This window comes from Pseudomonas izuensis, from assembly GCF_009861505.1.
GTDB lineage: Bacteria > Pseudomonadota > Gammaproteobacteria > Pseudomonadales > Pseudomonadaceae > Aquipseudomonas > Aquipseudomonas izuensis.
Map to the genome: position 1 here is coordinate 48,059 of NZ_WTFT01000057.1, position 17,568 is coordinate 65,626.

The 17,568-nt window shown below is 65.5% G+C and carries 4 protein-coding genes; all 4 read right to left on the bottom strand.

From position 1 onward, the window contains the following. Positions 1-102: 102 nt before the first annotated feature. Positions 103-1,746 carry a cyclic peptide export ABC transporter gene (locus tag GPL81_RS30220; protein ID WP_160109737.1) on the bottom strand — a complete coding sequence of 548 codons (1,644 nt, stop codon included), beginning with the start codon at positions 1,744-1,746 and terminating at the stop codon, positions 103-105. Continuing rightward, positions 1,743-5,573, bottom strand: a complete 3,831-nt coding sequence (locus GPL81_RS30225) for a non-ribosomal peptide synthetase (RefSeq protein ID WP_160109738.1) — start codon at positions 5,571-5,573, stop codon at positions 1,743-1,745. The genes GPL81_RS30220 and GPL81_RS30225 overlap by 4 nt, the downstream gene beginning before the upstream one ends. A gap of 52 nt (positions 5,574-5,625) precedes the next feature. Next, positions 5,626-14,727 (bottom strand): non-ribosomal peptide synthetase, encoded by a 9,102-nt coding sequence (locus tag GPL81_RS30230; RefSeq protein ID WP_160109739.1) that lies wholly within the window; start codon positions 14,725-14,727, stop codon positions 5,626-5,628. An 87-nt stretch (positions 14,728-14,814) separates the two neighbouring features. Further along, positions 14,815-17,568, bottom strand: a 2,754-nt coding sequence (locus GPL81_RS30235) for a non-ribosomal peptide synthetase (protein ID WP_160109740.1), incomplete at its 5' end; no start/stop codon positions are given.

Genomic DNA, 17,568 nt, shown 5'->3' on the forward strand with positions numbered 1-17,568 from the left:
CTTGCCAGCGAAGGCGGCGTATCAGGCACCATCATTGTTGACTGACAATCCGCTTTCGCTGGCAAGCCAGCTCCTACAGAAGAGGTTCACGTGGTCACCTCATCAGGCATACGCCGCGTGGGCTTCGACCTGGGTGAGGCGGCCGTTCTCGACTTTGAGCACCCGGTCGGCCTGTTGGAAATAGGCGTCGTCGTGGGTGATCACGATCACGGTTTTGCCCCGGGCCTTGAGCTCCGGTAGCAGCTCCATGTAGAACACGCGCTTGAAGGTCGGGTCCTGGTCGGCGGCCCACTCATCGAACAGATAGAACGGCTTGTCGTCCAGATACGCCGACACCAGCGCCAGGCGCTTGCGCTGACCCGTGGACAGATCCACCGTGGAAAAACGATCGTCGACGATGCTGACTTTATGCCCCAGCCCCAAGGCTTTCACGTAGCGGGTCGCTTCGGCGGTGCGGTGTTCGGCGCCCGGTCCGTCGTCGCCCAGCAAGTGTTCGAACAGGTGGAAGTCGGCGAACACGGCGGCAAAGTGCTGGCGGTATTGCTCACGGTTGTCGTCGTCCACTTCCAAGCCATTGAGCAGCACACTGCCGGATTCCGGTGCGTAGAGCCCGAGCAGCAGCATGGACAGCGTCGTCTTGCCACTGCCGTTGCCACCGACCACGAACACCAGTTCGCCCTGTTCCAGCGTCAGGTCCACCGGTCCGAGCATGAACGGATGATCCTCGTGTTCGCCCGGATAGCGGTGGCACACACCATTGAGTTTCAAACGCATCGGTCCATCGCTGGCGAACTGGTTGCCGGTCGGGGCGGTGACTTTTTCTTCGGCACTCAATTCGGCATCCAGTTGGCGAATGCGGTTCAGGGCGATGCTGGCCTGGCGCAACGAGGGCAGGGCGATCATCAGGTCGGAAATCGGCCGCACCAGATACAGCAAGGTCACGGTGAAGCTGACCAGTACGGTGGCCGATTGCGGCAGCCAGAACGGCACGACAAACAACAGCACGCCGAGGTTGAGGTAGAACAGCAGGGTGCCAAGGTTGGCCACCACCGAATACCCGGCCATGCCGCGCAGGAAACGCACGCGAAACTCGTCGGCCCCCGGACGGATGACCCGCTCGACGAAGGCTTCGCCACGGGCATTGTTGAGCTGCAATTCCTTGCTGCCTTCGATCAGGCTGCGAAAGTGCTGGTAGAGCACGTCCTTTTGTTGGCGCACCCGTTCCAGATGGCTCAGCGGTCCGCGCTCGGCCAGGTGGAAGGCGATCAGACCGACCAGCAGGAACAACGCCAGAATCGCCAGCAGCGACCACGACAGCCAGGCCAGATAGGCGAAGCACGCCAGGGTCACCACAGCGTTGACGAACAGCAGCGGCACCCACTCGAACGCGGCGGTGAAGGTGTGTACGTCCTCGGTCAGAATCACCAGCAACCGATGTTTGCCCATGCCTTGCAGGCGTTTGAGCGGGGTGGCCAGCAGTTTGCGCGAGAGGTCGATGCGCATCTGGAAAATCGCACTTTGGGTCAGGTGCAGCAGCGACAGTTCCGAACACAGCTTGCTCAGCAGCATGCCGGCGCACAACCCGAAAAAGCCGAGGGCCAGTTCCGGTAATTGCTGTGGGTCAGCAAGCCCGCGGTTGATCAGGATCACCAGCCCGGCACTCGCCAGGCCGCCCAGTGCACCGGTGATCGAGGCCAGGGCCAGCAGGCGGGCCGATTGGCGGTAGAGATAAAGAATCAGGTTCATGCGGCGGTTTCCGTCGAGGCCGTGGCCAGCGACTTGTTCAATTGTTCATGGAAGGCGGGCTGCCCGAGGATCGTCTCGTGATCGGCGGCCACCGGATAATGACAGGTTCGCTGGCTGATGGCGTCCCACTGTGCAGGCAGGTCCGGACGCTCGACCAGGGTCTGTTCGGCCCACCACAAGTGCAGGGTGGCGGCCACCGTCGGCACTGAATAACCGCTGACCCAGCGACGGGCGTCGGCCATCACCTTCAAGGTTTGTTCGACATAGGCCTGCGGGGCATTGAGGGTCAAGCCGTTGGCGCTCGCCCATTGCAGCAAGGCGAAACGCAACTGCTCCACACGACCCGAGCCGACAGAGGCCGAGCGCAGTTCCTCCAGGGATTGCGGCGCAAGGCTGGCCAGGCGCTGACGACTGTCGCTGCTCAGTTCCTGCTGGACCATGGCGAACAGCGCGTCCCACTCCAGTGAGTCGTCCTCGGCGTGGAAGGTGCTGTCGAACAAGCCCAGCCATTCAACCGTTTGCCCCTGCGCCTCCAGCTGTCGGGTCAGCTCCAGCGCGAGCAATCCACCCATGGACCAACCGCCCAGGCGATAGGGGCCTTGTGCCTGAATCCGGCGGATCTGCGGCAAGTATTCGCCGGCCAGTGCGACGAGGTCGCGGTCGCGCAACGACTCAGGCAATGCAAGGCCATACACCGGTAGCGCTTCAGGCAACCCGGCGATCATCGGAACGTAGTGATGAACCCCGCCCGCCGGTTGGTGCAGGCAGAACAGCGGGGTCTGGTCTTCAGCGCCGGCCTGCAAGGTCACGACTGTTGTGCGGTCGTCGGGCCGGGCGATCTGCCCGGCGAGGCCGATCAGCGTCGGGTGCTGGAAAATCACGTTGACCGGCACTTCGATGCCCAATGTGGCGCGCAACCTGGCGGTCATGCGCACCACCAGCAACGAATGGCCGCCGAGGGCGAAGAAGTCATCGTGGCGGCCGATCACTTCTACCTCCAGCAGCTCCTGCCACACGCTGGCGAGTACCTGCTCGACATGCCCTTCGGGCGCGGCATATGTCGCGAGGCTGCGGTTCGGCACGCGGGCCAGCAGGGCGCGGTGATCGACCTTGCCGTTGGCGGTGCGCGGCAGTTGCGCCAGCCACTGGATGTCGGCGGGGATCATGTGCGCCGGCAGCAGCGCTGCCAGGGACTCGCGCACGGTCGTGGCCTGCAACGCGCTGGCCGATTCGACGAAGGCGCGCAGGCTCGGTTCGGCCTGGGTGGTGTCCAGCAGGACCACCGCCAGTCTGGCGCCGCTGACCTTGCACAGTGCGGTTTCGATTTCCCCCAGTTCGATGCGGTAACCGCGCAGCTTGATCTGCGAGTCGGTACGCCCGAGGAACATCAGTTGCCCGTCCAGGTCCTTCCAGGCGAAATCGCCGGTGCGGTACAGGCGCTGGCCGTCTAGCGCCGGGTGGCTGGCGCGGATGAACTTCTCGGCGGTCATCTGCGGCAGGCCCAGATAACCTTCGGACAAGCCCGGCCCGGCAATGTGAATTTCCCCCTTGAGCCCTCGCGCGACCGGAGCGCCCTCGCTGTCGAGCAGGTACACCCGCGTATGGGCAATGGCATGGCCGATCGGCACCGAACCGCTGGTCCCGTCCGGCTGGCAGAGGGCGACGGTGCTCCACACCGAGGCTTCCGTCGGGCCGTATTCGTTGTACAGCTGCGCCTCGGGCTGGCGGCGATAGTGGTTGGCGACCAGGGCGGGCGGGCAGCTTTCACCGGCGACAATCGCCGTGTTCAGCGAGCTCGGATCGTCGCCCAGTTCATCCAGTAACAAGGCGTACAGCGAGGGCAGCGCCAACAGGTGCGACACCCCGTGATTGCGGATCAAGCGCGCCAGTTGCAACGGATCCTTCTGCTCGCTTTCGCTGGCCAGGTGCAGGCAACCGTCCTGGGCGAGGCTCCAGAACAGCCCGGCGATGGAGCTGTCGAAGGCGAACGACGACAGCAGCAGGAAGCGTTCCACCGGATGCGGATACCCCGCCAGCCGCGCTGCCAGCGAATGCAGGGCGTTGGCATGGCTGATGACCACGCCCTTGGGCTGGCCGGTGCTGCCGGAGGTGTAGATCAGGTAGGCGGGTTGATCCCGCGCCACCTCGGGCTCCGCCCGCAACGGCAGCGTCGGCAGGGGCTGATCGATCGCCAGCGCGACCGGTTGCCAGTCGGCCGGCAGGTCTTGCACGCGGGCACGGTGGGTCAGCACCAGACGGGCCTGGCTGTCACGCAGAATGTGTTCGATGCGTTCGCTGGGGTAGGACGGGTCAATCGGCACGTAGCAGGCACCGGCGCGCAAAATCGCAACCAGTGCCACCACGGCATCGATGTCACGGGGCAGGAAGTGCGCGATCCGCGCGCCGGGCTCCAGATCCTGGGCGAGCAAGTGCTGGGTGAGGGCGCTGACCCGTTGTTCCAGCCCGGCATGACTCAAGGTGCCGCTCGGCCCGGTCACTGCCGGGCGTTGGGCATGGGCGGCCGAGCCCTTGGCGAAGCAGGCGGCCAGGTTGGGCAAGGCGAAGGTCGTGGTGTAGAGCTGCTCCTGGGACGGGGTCAGGACTGGCGAAGCGGCCAGTGCACCGGTCACGCGATGCAGCTCGGCGGCGCTGCACGTCGCCAGTGCGCTCAGACGGGCCGAAGGCTCACGCAGGCTGTGTTCGATCACGCTCAACAGCTGTTCGCCAAGCAGGTCGATATGGGCCGCGGTGTAGAGCGTCGCGTCAAAATGCAGCGACAGGGCAGCGGATGACTGCGGCTGGTACTGCAACAGCAACGCGCAGCCGGCGCTGATACTGTCAGCCAGGTCGATCTGCCAACCGGCATCGTGCAAGGCACTGTGCGGTGCCACGGCGAGTTCGCGGAAGCCCACCCCCGACAGTGGCGGCACGTTGCCCAGATGGCTCGGGTAGCTGTCCCGCGCATCGCCGAGCAGGCCGACGCGCTCGGTCAATTGCTGGCATAACGCGGCGAACGACAGTTCGGGCGCGGTGTCGAGGGTCAGCGGCAGGGGTTCGGAAAACAGGCCGAGGGCGTCCCCCAGCACTTCCGGGCGCGCCTGATTTTCGTAGGCCAGCGTCAGGTGTTCGGCTTCGCTGTAGCGTTGCCACAGCGTGACCCAGGCGCCGAGCACGAGCGTGCCGGTGCTGACGCCGAGACGGGTCGCCACCTCATTGAGGCGTTGCCGGGTGGTGTCGTCCAGCGCCAGTTGCACCTGGCCCGGTTCCAATGGCCCGGACGGCGTCGAGCGCTGCCACGGCAACGGCACGTCGGCCACAACTGCGTCGAGTTGTTCATTCCAGAACTGCCGGCTGTGTATGTCGTCCGCCGACTCCTGGCGCCAGGCGGCGTAGTCGGCGTATTGCAATGGCGGGTCCTGCGGCGCCGCTTGCAGGTAGCCCAGCGCCCATTCTTCAGCAAGATAATTCAGGCTGGTGCTGTCCAGGTGCAGCGCCGGCAGCTGCAGCGTCGCAGCCCGGCCATCGGCATCGAGCTGCAGCGCGATGGCCAACGCCTGCCAATCATCGGCCGAATCATCGATCACCTGCATCGGCAACGACAGCCCCGGCAGTTGCTGGTAGCGAGTGCGCAGAATCTCGTGGCGTTGCACCAATTCGCGCAAACTGCTGCCCAACCGGGCACCGTCCAGCGGTTGCTCGCTGCGAATCCGCAGGGTGGCCCGTTGCGCCGTGGCGGCCAGTCGGGTTTGTTGCAAGCGCCAGAGGTGTGCCTGCTGGGGTGACAGTTCGAATCCTTCGAACGGGGTGTCTTCGTGAGTCTGAGTCATGCTGAGACCTGTACAAAAAAGTGGGACGTGAGGGTCGCGGGATCGAAAGCCATCATTGTTCGGCCTCCTTCACGACACTGCGGCGACGGGCCTGGCCCAGGGTGCTTTGGCGGGCACTGCCGGCCTCGCGCAATGCTGCCTGGGCCTGGTCGCGGCGGGCCTGTTGCAGTTGATTGAGCGGCTCCAGCAATTGCGCGACGTTGAGATCGGCGTTCTGCGCCAGTTGTTCGAGCAGGCGCACGAACAGGCTGTCGAGCAGTTCGATGCAGGCAGCGGCATAACGGCTGGTGTCGTAGTCGTAGACCACCAGCAGTCCATCACCGTCATCCACCACGTTGATCAGCAGGTCGACATCCGCGGCTTGCGGCGCCAGTTCGCGTTCGCTGATCGCCAGCCCCGGCAGCAGCAAGTCTTGCTGGCGGGTGTTCTGCACCACCAGTTTGACCTGGAAGAACGGCGTGTAGCGGGCGTCCCGCTGCGGCAGCAGGTCGGCCACCAGGGCATCGAACGGCAAGTCCTGGTGGGCGAAGGCGTCCAGCGCCACGCGTCGTGCATCGCCAAGCAATTCATTGAAGGACTGCTCCGGCGTCACGCGGCAACGCAACACCAACTGGTTGACGAAGAAGCCGACCATGTCTTCGGTCTGTTGATGATGACGGTTGGCGATGTCGGTGCCGACCAACAAGTCCTCGCGACCGGTCTGTTGATGCAGCAGCACGTTCAGCGCGCTATGCAGCACCATGAACGGCGACGCCTCGCGGGCCGTGGCCAGTTGGGTGATGGCCTGTGCCAGCGATGGCGACAGACGACGGCGATGACGGGCACAACCGTGACCCTGTGCCTGGGTCTGGGCACCCGGCAGCAACAACGGCGCAGGACTGGCCTGCAACTGCTGGCGCCAGTAACCCAATTGTTGTTGCCAGACCGGACCGGGCAGGTGCGTGCGTTGCCAAACGGCGAAGTCGGCGTATTGCAGGGCAGGCACCTCGATGCCGGCAGCCCCGGTGCCGAATGCCGCGTAGTCGGTGGCCAGTTGCTCCACCAGTTGCGCGATAGACCAGGCATCCACGGCAATGTGGTGCAGGGCGATGGCCAGCACATGGGTTTGCCCGTCCAGTTGCAGAAGGCGTGCACGAATCAACGGCGCCCGGGTCAGGTCGAACGGCTGGCCGAAGACCTCGGCCAATTGCGCCTCGATGGCCGGTTCCTGTTCCGACACCTGCCGCAGATCGCAGACCGGCAAGGCAAACGCCTGCGCCGCTTCGATGCGCTGCCAGGGTTCGCCGTGATCGCTGTGCACGGTACTGCGCAGTACTTCATGACGCGCGACCAGTTGCTCGAACGCCAGGCGCAGGGCTTCGACATTCAACGCGCCGGTCAAGGTCAGGGCGAACGGGATGTTGAATCCGCTGGAGCCGGGATTCAGCTGTTCAAGGAACCACAGCCGTTGTTGAGCAAACGACAACGGCAGCGGTTGCGAACGCGAAGCCTGGGTGATCGCCGGAAGGGCGACAGGTGCCGCTTGCAGGCGTGCGTTGTCGATGGCACGGGCGAGGTTTGCCAGCACCGGGTGATCGAACACCGCACGCAGCGGCAGGTCCACCGCGAGCTGGCTGCGAATCCGCGAGACCACCAGCGTGGCCAGCAGCGAGTGTCCGCCGAGGGCGAAGAAATTGTCGTCGGCGCCGATAGACGTCACGTTCAGTATCTGTGTCCAGATCGTCCCCAGTTGCTGTTCGGTTTCACGGCTCAGCGGCCGTTGCACGTTCAGCTCTTGGTGGTCCAGGGGGCGGGCAGTCAACAGCTTGCGGTCGACCTTGCCATTGGCGTTCTGCGGCAAGGCCTCCAGCGGTTGCCAATGAGCGGGCACCATGTACGACGGCAGGCGTTGGCCCAGCCAGTCGCGCAGCACCGCCACCGGGGTGTCGTCACCGACCCAATAAGCGACCAGTTGCAGCTCGCCACGCTGATCGGCGTTGACGATGACGGCCACTGCTTGCACGGCCGGATGACGACCGAGGTGATCTTCGATTTCGCCCAGTTCGATACGGTGACCGCGGATTTTCACCTGCTGATCGCGACGCCCGAGGAACTCGAGCACCCCGTCCGCACGCCAGCGTCCCAGGTCGCCGGTGCGGTAGAAGCGGGCACCGGGCGCGAATGGGTGCGCGACAAAAGCCGCCCGGGTTTTTTCCGGGTCGTTGAGGTAGCCGCGCCCGACGCCGATACCGCCGACGCAGATTTCCCCCGGAACGCCTACCGGCACCGGACGCAGTGCCGCGTCCACCAGGTACAGGTGGTTGTTGGCGGTCGGCCGGCCAATCGGCATGGCGTTACCTGCTTCGCTCGGGACCTCGGTCAGCGGGTGGAAGGCCACGTCGTCCGAGCATTCCGCCGGGCCGTAGGCATTCATCAGCGGCACGTGGGCAAAGCGGCTCAGCCACGCCTGGGCCAGGGCCGGCGGCAGGGCTTCACCGGTCGGCAGCAACCAGCGCAGGGCCGCCAGCTGTGTATCGGCAGCGGCCAGGTCGAGCAGGGCGCGGATCATCGTCGGCACCGCTTCGAGCACCGACAGTTGTTGCGCTTCCAACGCCTGCAACAGGCGCTCGGGATCATGAGCAATCACGTCCGGCAGGATGTGCACCGTGGCACCGAGGATCGGCGCGGCGAGGAATTGCCAGACTGAAATGTCGAACGCCGGGGAGGCGGTCTGGGCAATCCGGTCCGCGCCGGACAGGCCCAGGGTCGGCACCTTGCCGAAGATGTTGTTGAGCATGCCCCGTTGCTCGACCATCGCGCCTTTCGGTGTGCCGGTGGAGCCCGAGGTGAAGATCACGTAGGCCAGGTCATCGGGGCTGCCCGCGATGTTCAATGGCGTTGCGTCACCCGCCAGCCACAGGCTTTCGGTGCGCAGGCGCAGCGGTTTGGCGGTGCTGGCGGCCAGCGCCGGATTGATGACCGGGTCGGCACTGGCGCTGGTCATGAGGATCTGCGCGCCGGACAGTTCGAGAATCTCGCCCAGCCGCTGTGGTGGATGTTTGATATCCAGCGGCAGGTAGGCCGCGCCGGCCTTGAGCACGGCGATCATCATGCTCAGCAACGGCAGGCCACGCTCGCCGGCCAGGGCCACAAGGCTGTCGCGACCGGCACTGGTCTCGACCAGCGCACGGGCCAGGCGGTTGGAGCGCTGGTCCAGTTCGGCATAGGTCAGGCTGTCGGCGCCACACACGGCAGCGATGCGCTGCGGATGCGCCGCCACTTGCCCGGCGAACAGTTGCGCATAGGTCTGGTCCAGCGGGAAGTCCAGTTCGCTGCGGTTCCAGTCCACCAGCAGGGTCTGGCGTTCCTCTGGCGTCAGCAACGACAGCGAGGCCAGCGGTGCTTGCGGCTGGGCGACCATTTGCGTGAGCAACTGCCGCAGGTGGCCGAGCATGCGCTGCACGGTGTCGGTGTCGAAACGCGCGGCGTCGTAGGTCAGGCGAATGCCCAGGCGATCACCGGGGTACAGCACCACGGTCATCGGGTAGTTGGTGTGCACGCGGTCTTCGTAGATATCGACGTTGAAGTCCACCTGACGGTCCGACAGGCCGGCATCGAACGGCGCGTTTTCAAACACCACCAGGCTGTCGAACAGCGAACGGCCGTGCTCGACTTCGCTCCAGCGCTGGATGTCCACCAGCGGCGCATGTTCGTAGGCGCGCAGCTCGAAGTTGTGGGCGAACAGCGCTTGCAGCCACGGCACCACGGCTTGCGCATCATCGACCTTGACCCGCAACGGCAGGCTATTGATAAACAGGCCGACGATGTCTTCCACGCCCGGCAACTCGGTCGGGCGCCCGGATACCGTGACTCCGAACAGCACGTCGTCGCTGCCGCTGTAGCGAGACAGCAGCAAGGCCCAGGCGCCCTGAATCCAGGTGTTGGGCGTGAGTTGGTGCTGTTGGCACAGCGCGGTCAGGGCGCGGGTATCGGCAATCGACAGGGTGACGTCGAGGTTGGCCACGGCTTCGACTGCTTGCTCGGCCAGTGCCGGGCGATCCACCACCAATGGCGTCGGTGCGCTGAAACCGGCCAGTTCGCGGGTCCAGAATTGCTCGGTGACGCGGCTGTCCTGGCATTGCAGCCAGTGGATGTAGTTGCTGAACGACGGCAGCAACGGACGCGCTGCCGGTTGGCCCAGGACTCGCGCCTGATAGTGGGCGAACAGGTCGGCCATCAACAGGCCGAAGCACCAGGCGTCGGTGAGGATGTGATGGAAGCTGCGCACGATCAGGAATTCCTGATCGGCGACCTGGAACACCCGCAGGAAGGTCAGCGGCGGGCGGCGCATGTCGAAGCCCTGCCGGCATTCGGCGTCGAGCACCGCATTCATTTGCCGTTGGCGACTCGCTTCGTCGAGCCCACGCCAGTCGTACCAGGCGAAGGCCGGGTCGGTGTCGCGGTAGACGCATTGCAGCGCCGCCTTGCCGTCCTGCCACCAGAAACCGGTGCGCAACATCGGGTGCCGGGCCAGTTGTTGCGCCCAGGCGTATTCGATGGCACTGCGGTCCAGCTCGCCGTCCCAGCGATAGCGTTGCTGCATCAAGTAGATGCCGCTGTTGGGGCGCAACAGGGTGTGCAACAGCATGCCTTCCTGCATCGGCGACAGGGGCAGCAGGTCGTCGATACCGGCCCAGTCGAAATTCGCACCCAGGACGGACAGGTCATGCCCGGCAGCACGGCACAGCGGGAACGCATGGGCACCGGGGCTGGCCTGTTCGGCGGCTTCGGCCAGTTGGTTCAGACGCTGTTCCAGCGCCTCGGCCCAATGTTTGGCGCCCGGGCCACGGCAATCGATGTGCAATTGGCCCTGTTGCAGGCTGACGGACAGGGTCAGGCCGCTGGCATCGACAGGGGCGCTGGCGGCGATAACCTCGCCCAGCGGTCCTTCATGGGTTTGCCATTCGCCGGCCATGACGATATGGACCGCCGGTTGCGGCAGGCTCAGCAGCGGTTCGCGCAGGTAGTCGTTGTCGGCCAGGTAACGCAGTACGCCGTAATCATCACCGGCGTTTGGCGCGGCGGCCAGTTGCGCGTCGATCTGTGCGAGCGATTGGGCAGCGTTGGCGGCCGGTGCGACGCTCAGGCGCAACGGAACCGGGTGGCTGAGGGCGCCGATTACAGTGGCCGGGTCGAAGTCGGTGCGGCTCAGAGGGCTGTCGAGTGACAGGCGCGCACGCTCGCAACGACCGCGATCCAGGGTCAGCCAGACGTCTTGAACGGCGCCGTGTTCCGCCAGTTCCACCGCGATGGCGGTGGCCACCAGCGACGACCACGGGGCATGGCTGCGGCGTTGCAGCAGGTTCAGTCGAGCGTTGAGCGAGCCGGCAATCCGCACACGACTTGCCGAGACCGGGGCATCCATTTGCGGGGCCGGCGAGAGGCTTTCACCGGCGTACTGCAACCAGTATTCCCAGGCCGATTCCAGGCCGTCTTCATCGCCGGCACGGGCGTTTTGATGCTCGGCCCATTCATCCAGGTGGCCGCCATGATGGGGCAGCTCGATTGCACGGTCGTACTGCGCTTGCGCCACGGCCAGCGCCAGGTCGGTCATCAGCAATGCCCACGAAGCAGCATCCAGGCGCAGGGCATGGGTGACCAGCAACACGGTATCGCCCTGTTCCGACAGGCAGGCGTGCCAGCCTTCGCCGGCGGCGTGATCCAGCGCGGCCAGGGTGGATTCGGCCAGCTCCGTCAGTGCCTTCGCATTGTCGAGGTCCAGCGGTCGACGGCTGGCAGTGACGGGTTTCGGCGTGGTTGGCAGCGTTTGCTTCCAGGTGCCGTCGGCCTGCTCGGCCAAACCGAGTTGCAGCGCCCGATGTTGCTTCTGCAAGGCCAGCACCGCACGGTTCAACACCTCAACGCTGATCGGCGAATGCAGTGCCACGCAGCGCCAGTCAGCCGCCAGCGGTCCGGCTTCGAGGCGGGCATGCTGGCCCGCCGTCAGCGGCACATGGCGTGCAACCGCGGCGGTGTCGCGGCTGTAGTTCGCGCTCTGGCTGAGCACCGCCGAGATGTCGGCGATGGTACGGTTTTCGAACAACTGCTTGGGCGTCAGCTTCATGCCGCGCTGGTGGGCACGGGCGATGATTTGCAGGTTGAGAATCGAATCGCCACCGAGGGCGAAGAAGTTGTCGTGAATGCCCACGCGCTCCACTTGCAGCACGTCCTGCCAGATCTCGGCAAAGGCGATTTCCACCGCATCACGCGGCGCCACGTAACTGTCCTGGCTGACCGGGGCGTCGGGCAGCGGCAGGCGGGCGATGTCCGGTTTGCCGTTGGCATTGAGCGGGATCGCGTCCAGCGCGATGAAATCCGCCGGCACCATGTAGTCCGGTACGCGCAGTGCCAGGTCGGAGCGCAGCTTATCGGTCGAAAGAGAGGTGCTGGCCACCAGCCAGGCGATCAGCCGTGGCGTTTCGTTGGCCGGTTGCACCACGCGCACCAGCACCTGCTCGATGTTGCTCGACAGGCGTTTGATCTGGGCTTCCACTTCGCCCAGTTCGATGCGGTAACCGCGCAGTTTGATCTGGTTGTCGACGCGCCCGAGGAACGCCAGTTCGCCGGATTCCAGCCAGCGCACACGGTCGCCGGTGCGGTAGGCGCGGGGCAGGTCGGCGATGGCGGCGAAACGGGCGGCGGTTTGTGCGAGATCGCCCAGGTAGTCGATGGCCAGGCCTTCACCGCCGACCCACAGTTCGCCCGGCACACCGACCGGCAAGGTTTGACCCTGGCTGTCGAGCACCCGCAACTGGCGGTTCGGTTGTGGATGGCCCAGGGGCTGGACGCCGGCCAGTGGCTGATCGATGCGCGACAAGCAGATGCCTACGGCGCTTTCGGTCGGGCCGTAGTGGTTGTAAACCGAGAGGTGGGGGCGTAGCGAGCGGACAGTGTCCAGCAAACTGCCTTGCAGCGCCTCGCCGCCGAGCAGCAGGGCACGACGTGGCAGCAGATTGGCGTCTGGATGGGCCGCCAGCAGCCCATGCAGGTGGTTGGGTGTGAGCTTGACCAGATCTGGGGTGAATTCGCTGAACAGCTGCGCCAAAGCGTTCGGGTCAGCACGGGTGTCGTCATCCACCAGCAGCAGGCTGCCACCGCTGACCAGCGCGCCGAACAACTGGGTGTAACCCAGGTCGGCGGCCAGGGTCGAAAGCAGCGCATGGCGCCACGGTTGTTGCGCCTCGGCACAACCCAGTTCGGCCAGAATGCCGCTGACATAGGCGACGATGGCGCGGTGGGACAGGCGCACGCCTTTTGGCGTGCCGGTGGAGCCGGAGGTGTAGATCACGTAGGCGCAGGCCTGTTGATCCACCGCCGGCAGATCGATGCCGGTGGCACGGGCTGAAGCGTCGACCACTTGCGCAGAGGCGGTGTCGAAGCTCGGCGCGCCGATGATGAAATCCACGTCGGCACTGGCCATCAGCGCACCCAGGCGCGAGGCCGGCTGGCCCAGGTCCAGCGGCAGGAAGCAGCCGCCGGCCTGCATCACCGCGAGCAGCGCCACCACGGCGTCGTTGCTCCGGGGCAAGGCCAGGGCCACGCGATCACCAGGTTGCAGGCCGCGCTGGACCAGCGCGCCGGCCAGTTCGCTGGAGGCTTCCAGCAGTTCGCCGTAGCTCAGCGCCGCGTTGGTGTCGCGCACGGCTTCACGCTCGGGATGGCGGCGAGCCTGGACGGCGATCAGTTCGTGCAGCGGGGCAGTCGGCAGCTCAAGGGCTGCACCGTTGCCCCAGGTGCGGGTCAGGCTCAATTCCTGCGCCGGGCACAGCGTGACTTCAGCCAATGGCCGGGCCGCATCGCGACTGATTTCGTCGAGCAGCGCGACCAGTTGCTGCAACAGGCGCGCGCCAGCGGCATCGGACAGGCGTTTGCGCTGATGCACCAGATGCAGTTGCAGGCCGTCGCCTTCCATCGAGGCGATCAACGACATCGGGTAGTTGTTGCGCCCGCCGGTGTGGCGTAGCGGCGCGGCGTGCTGGGCATCCGGCAGGCCGAACAGGTTGTCGTCGATCTGGTCCAGCTCAGTCGGGAACGGGAAGTTTTCAAAGACCATGATCGCTTCGAACAACTCGCCGCCGGGCGGCAACGCCGTCAGTGCGCGCAAGCTCGCCAACGGCGTATGTTCATGCTCGCGCATCTCGGCGTTCCAGTCCTGGATGCCCGCCAGCCATTGGCCCACGGTCGGCGTATCGTCCCAGCGCACACGCAGCGGCAAGGTGTTGATGAACAGCCCGACCATGCGCTCGACGCCGCTCAAGCGCTGCGGGCGCCCGGCCACGGTGACGCCGATCAAGGCTTCGTCAGTGCCGTTATGGCGACCCAGCAAATAAGCGTAAGCCGCTTGCAGCAGGGTGTTGACGGTCAGGTTGTTGTCTCGGGCGAAGCCGCTCAGGCGCGCAGTGGTCGCGGCATCCAGCGTCCGCTGATGCTCGGTGCAGGGCAGGTGCGCTTCGACCGGGTCGGCCAGCAGGCCGCGCGGGTCGAGTTCGGGAACGCGAGTGGTGTGGGCGAAGTCCGCCAGGCGGCTGCGCCAGAACTCGTCTGCCGAAGGGCGTTCGCCGAGGTAGGCCACGTAGTCCTGGAACGGTCGCACGACCTCCACCAGCGGTTGTTGGCCACGACGTGCCGCGCGATACAGGTCGCGCCACTCCGCCAGCAGCGAGCCGACACTCCAGCCGTCGAGCAACAGGTGATGGTGCGTCCACAGCAGCGACCAGTGCGCTTGCCCGTTTTGATCCTCCAGGCGGGCCAGGGTCAGGCGCATCAACGGCGCGGCGCCCAGTTCGAATGCTTGCCCGTGATCCTCGGCCGCCAGTGCAGCCAGTCCTTGCGGATTGCCACGCAGATCGACTTCCCGCAACGGCAGATCGACTTCTTTAAGGATGACCTGATACGCGTCGTCCAGTTCCTCCCAGAGGAACGCCGTGCGCAACACCCCGTGGCGTTGGATCAGGGTCATCCAGGCCTGGCGGAAGGCGTCGATATCCAACTCACCGGCCAGGCCGATGTTCAACTGCTGGTAGTACACCCGCGACTCGGGGGCGTAGGCCTCGTGGTACAGCAGGCCTTTTTGCAGGGGCGTCAGCGAATAGATGTTTTCGATTTGGTCATGCATGGCAGCAGTGTTCAATCCAGAAATACGAAGGGGCACGTGCGCCGCGAACGGCACACTCCGAAGTCAGGTACAGGGCGATGACGGGGCTCACTTCTTCGGCCCCAGTCGCTTGAGCAGGGTGTCGAGGGTGGCCTGGTTCATGCCTTTGGCCAGCGGGAAGTCCGATGGCATCAGCGTTCCGGCCTGCGGGTCGAGGCAATGCTCGACCAGCGCTTGCAGGTGCTCCAGCAGGCGCGCCGGCAAGCGGCTGTCGGCAGTCGGGGTGACGCTGTGCCACTCGATGCGCAGCTCGCCGTCTTCCAGCCAGGCCACCACTTCACGGCCATGGCTGACCCGGTTGGCTTGGGCGGTTTCCGCCGGTGCCTTCAGGCTGCTGGCACGCAACCAACCTGCGGGTGCCTGTTCGTGCCCGAGGTAGTTGAACAGCACGTCACCACTGCTCGCCGGCAGCTCGCCCCGTTGACGCAGCAGCCCGTGACCGAGGCCCAGGCCTGGCACTGCGCGCAGGGCTTCCTTGGCATTGCGCACCCGGTCGCCGGGGGCACCGCTGGAATTCACGCGCAGCGGGTACAGGGTGGTGAACCAGCCGACGGTGCGGCTGACGTCCAGGCCTTCGAACGGCGCATCGCGGCCGTGGCGCTCCAGATCGACGACGATATCGGCACGGTCTTCGGCTTGCGCCAGGGTGGCGGCGAGGGCGGCGATCAACAGCTCTTCCGGTTGCGTGCGGTAGGCGGCGTGGGACTCGGTCAGCCATTGGTGGGTACGGGTGGTGTCCCAACGGACCGACAGGGTCTGGCGTTCGGCGACCGTGGCTACTGGCGCAACGTTGACCGAGGTCTGGGTGTTCCAGTAGCGCTGCTCGGCGCTGACCTTGGCGGCATGGGCGTGCAGGTGCTCGGCCCATTGACGGTAGGACGTGGTTTTCGCCGGCAGACGCGGGTTCTCGCCACGCTCCAGGTCTTGATACAACTGCTGGAAATCTTCCAGCAGCGGTGTCCAGGACACGGCATCGACGACCAGGTGATGGGCTACCAGATACAGGCGTTGTGGTTCACCTTCCAAAAGGGCTGCGGCGAACAGCGGGCCGTGTTGCAAGTCCAGGCTTTGCGCGACGAGTTGCAATTGCTCTGGGTGGTCGCAGCTCGTCAATCGTGCCGGTGCAACTGGCGCGATATGCGCCTGCCATTGGCCTTCAACTTCGTTGAAGCGCAGGCGCAAGGCGTCGTGGTGAGTCACCAGTCGATCCAGCGTCGCCTGCACCAGAGCCGGGTTCAGGCGACGCTCGCTGTCCGCCAGCACCGACTGGTTCCAGTACGCGGCCTGCGGTTGCTGTTGGTCGAAGAACCATTGATGCAACGGCATCAGCGGCATCGTGCCCGTTACTTCGCCTTGTTCGGCCAGCGTCAGCAACGGGTTGACCACCTGCGCCAGGGCTGCCGGGGTCGGCGAGCGGAACAGGTCCTTCGGGGTGAGCGAGTAACCCTGTTCCCGCAGGCGAGAAATCAGCTTCAGGCCGAGAATCGAATCGCCACCCAGCGCGAAGAAACTGTCTGAGGTGCCGACTTCGCGGCCACCGGTCAAGGCTTCACCGAGCAGTTCGCCGAACAGCTGGCAGAGCAGCGCTTCCAGTTCATTGCGCGGGGCGACGCGGTCTTCCTGCGTCTGCGGCAATGGCAGGGCCGCCAGGGCCTTGCGATCGATCTTGCCATTGGTGGTCAGGGGCAGGGCCGGTACTTCGACCCATACCGCCGGGATCATGTACGCCGGCAGCTCGGCGGTGAGCAGTGTGCCCAGCTCCGGTTGCGGCGCACTGGCGCTGTAGAACGCCACCAGCCGGTTGTCGATCACCAGGGTGCAGGCGCCGGTGATTGCCGGCTGATTGAGCAGGGCTGCATCGATTTCACCCAGTTCGATCCGCTGCCCGCGCAGTTTCACCTGATGGTCGAGACGACCGAGGTATTCGATGTTGCCATCGGCGAGGAAGCGGCAGCGGTCGCCGGTGCGGTACAGGCGATCACCGTCGATGAACGGGCTGGCGAGGAAACGTTCCTCGGTCAGGTCCGCCCGCTTGAGGTAACCGCGAGCGACACCGACGCCGCCGATGTACAACTCGCCGATGCTGCCGATCGGCAACGGCTGCATGGCCGCGTCGAGGATGTACAGGCGCAGGTTGGCGATCGGTTTGCCGATCGGCACGATCACATCGTCCACCGAGCAACGCCAGACCGAGACGTCGATGGCCGCTTCGGTCGGGCCGTACAGGTTGACCAGTGCCGCCGGGTGTTGAGTCATGAAGCGGCGCACCAGATCCGCCGGCAACGCTTCGCCGCTGGCGAACACCTGACGCAGGCTGTGGCACTGCGCAAGGCTCGGTTCTTCGACAAAGGCGCGCAGCATCGACGGCACGAAGTGCAGGGTGGTGACCTGTTCCTGTTGGATCAACTGGCTGAGATACGCCGGATCGCGATGGCCGTCCGGACGGGCGACCACCAGCGTGGCGCCAGTGATCAGCGGCCAGAAGAACTCCCACACTGACACGTCGAAGCTGTACGGCGTCTTCTGCAACACGCGGTCGTTCGGCCCAATCGGGAAGGCGTCCTGCATCCAGTGAATGCGGTTCATCAGGGCGCCGTGTTCGTTCATCACGCCTTTGGGTTGGCCGGTGGAACCGGAGGTGTAGAGCACGTAGGCCAGGTCATTCGGTTCAACGCTCAGCGGTTCAGCGGCGGGCGCCGGCGGCAGGGCGTCGAGGGTCCAGGCCTGATGTGCGGTATGGCGTCCGGCGGGTAGACGCGACAGCCACTGTGGCTGGGTCAGGGTGACCTGGGCATCGGCGTC

Coding starts and splice junctions, on each gene's coding strand:
- GPL81_RS30220 (WP_160109737.1), bottom strand. CDS start 1,746: ATGAACCTGATTCTTTATCTCTACCGCCAATCGGCCCGCCTGCTGGCC.
- GPL81_RS30225 (WP_160109738.1), bottom strand. CDS start 5,573: ATGACTCAGACTCACGAAGACACCCCGTTCGAAGGATTCGAACTGTCA.
- GPL81_RS30230 (WP_160109739.1), bottom strand. CDS start 14,727: ATGCATGACCAAATCGAAAACATCTATTCGCTGACGCCCCTGCAAAAA.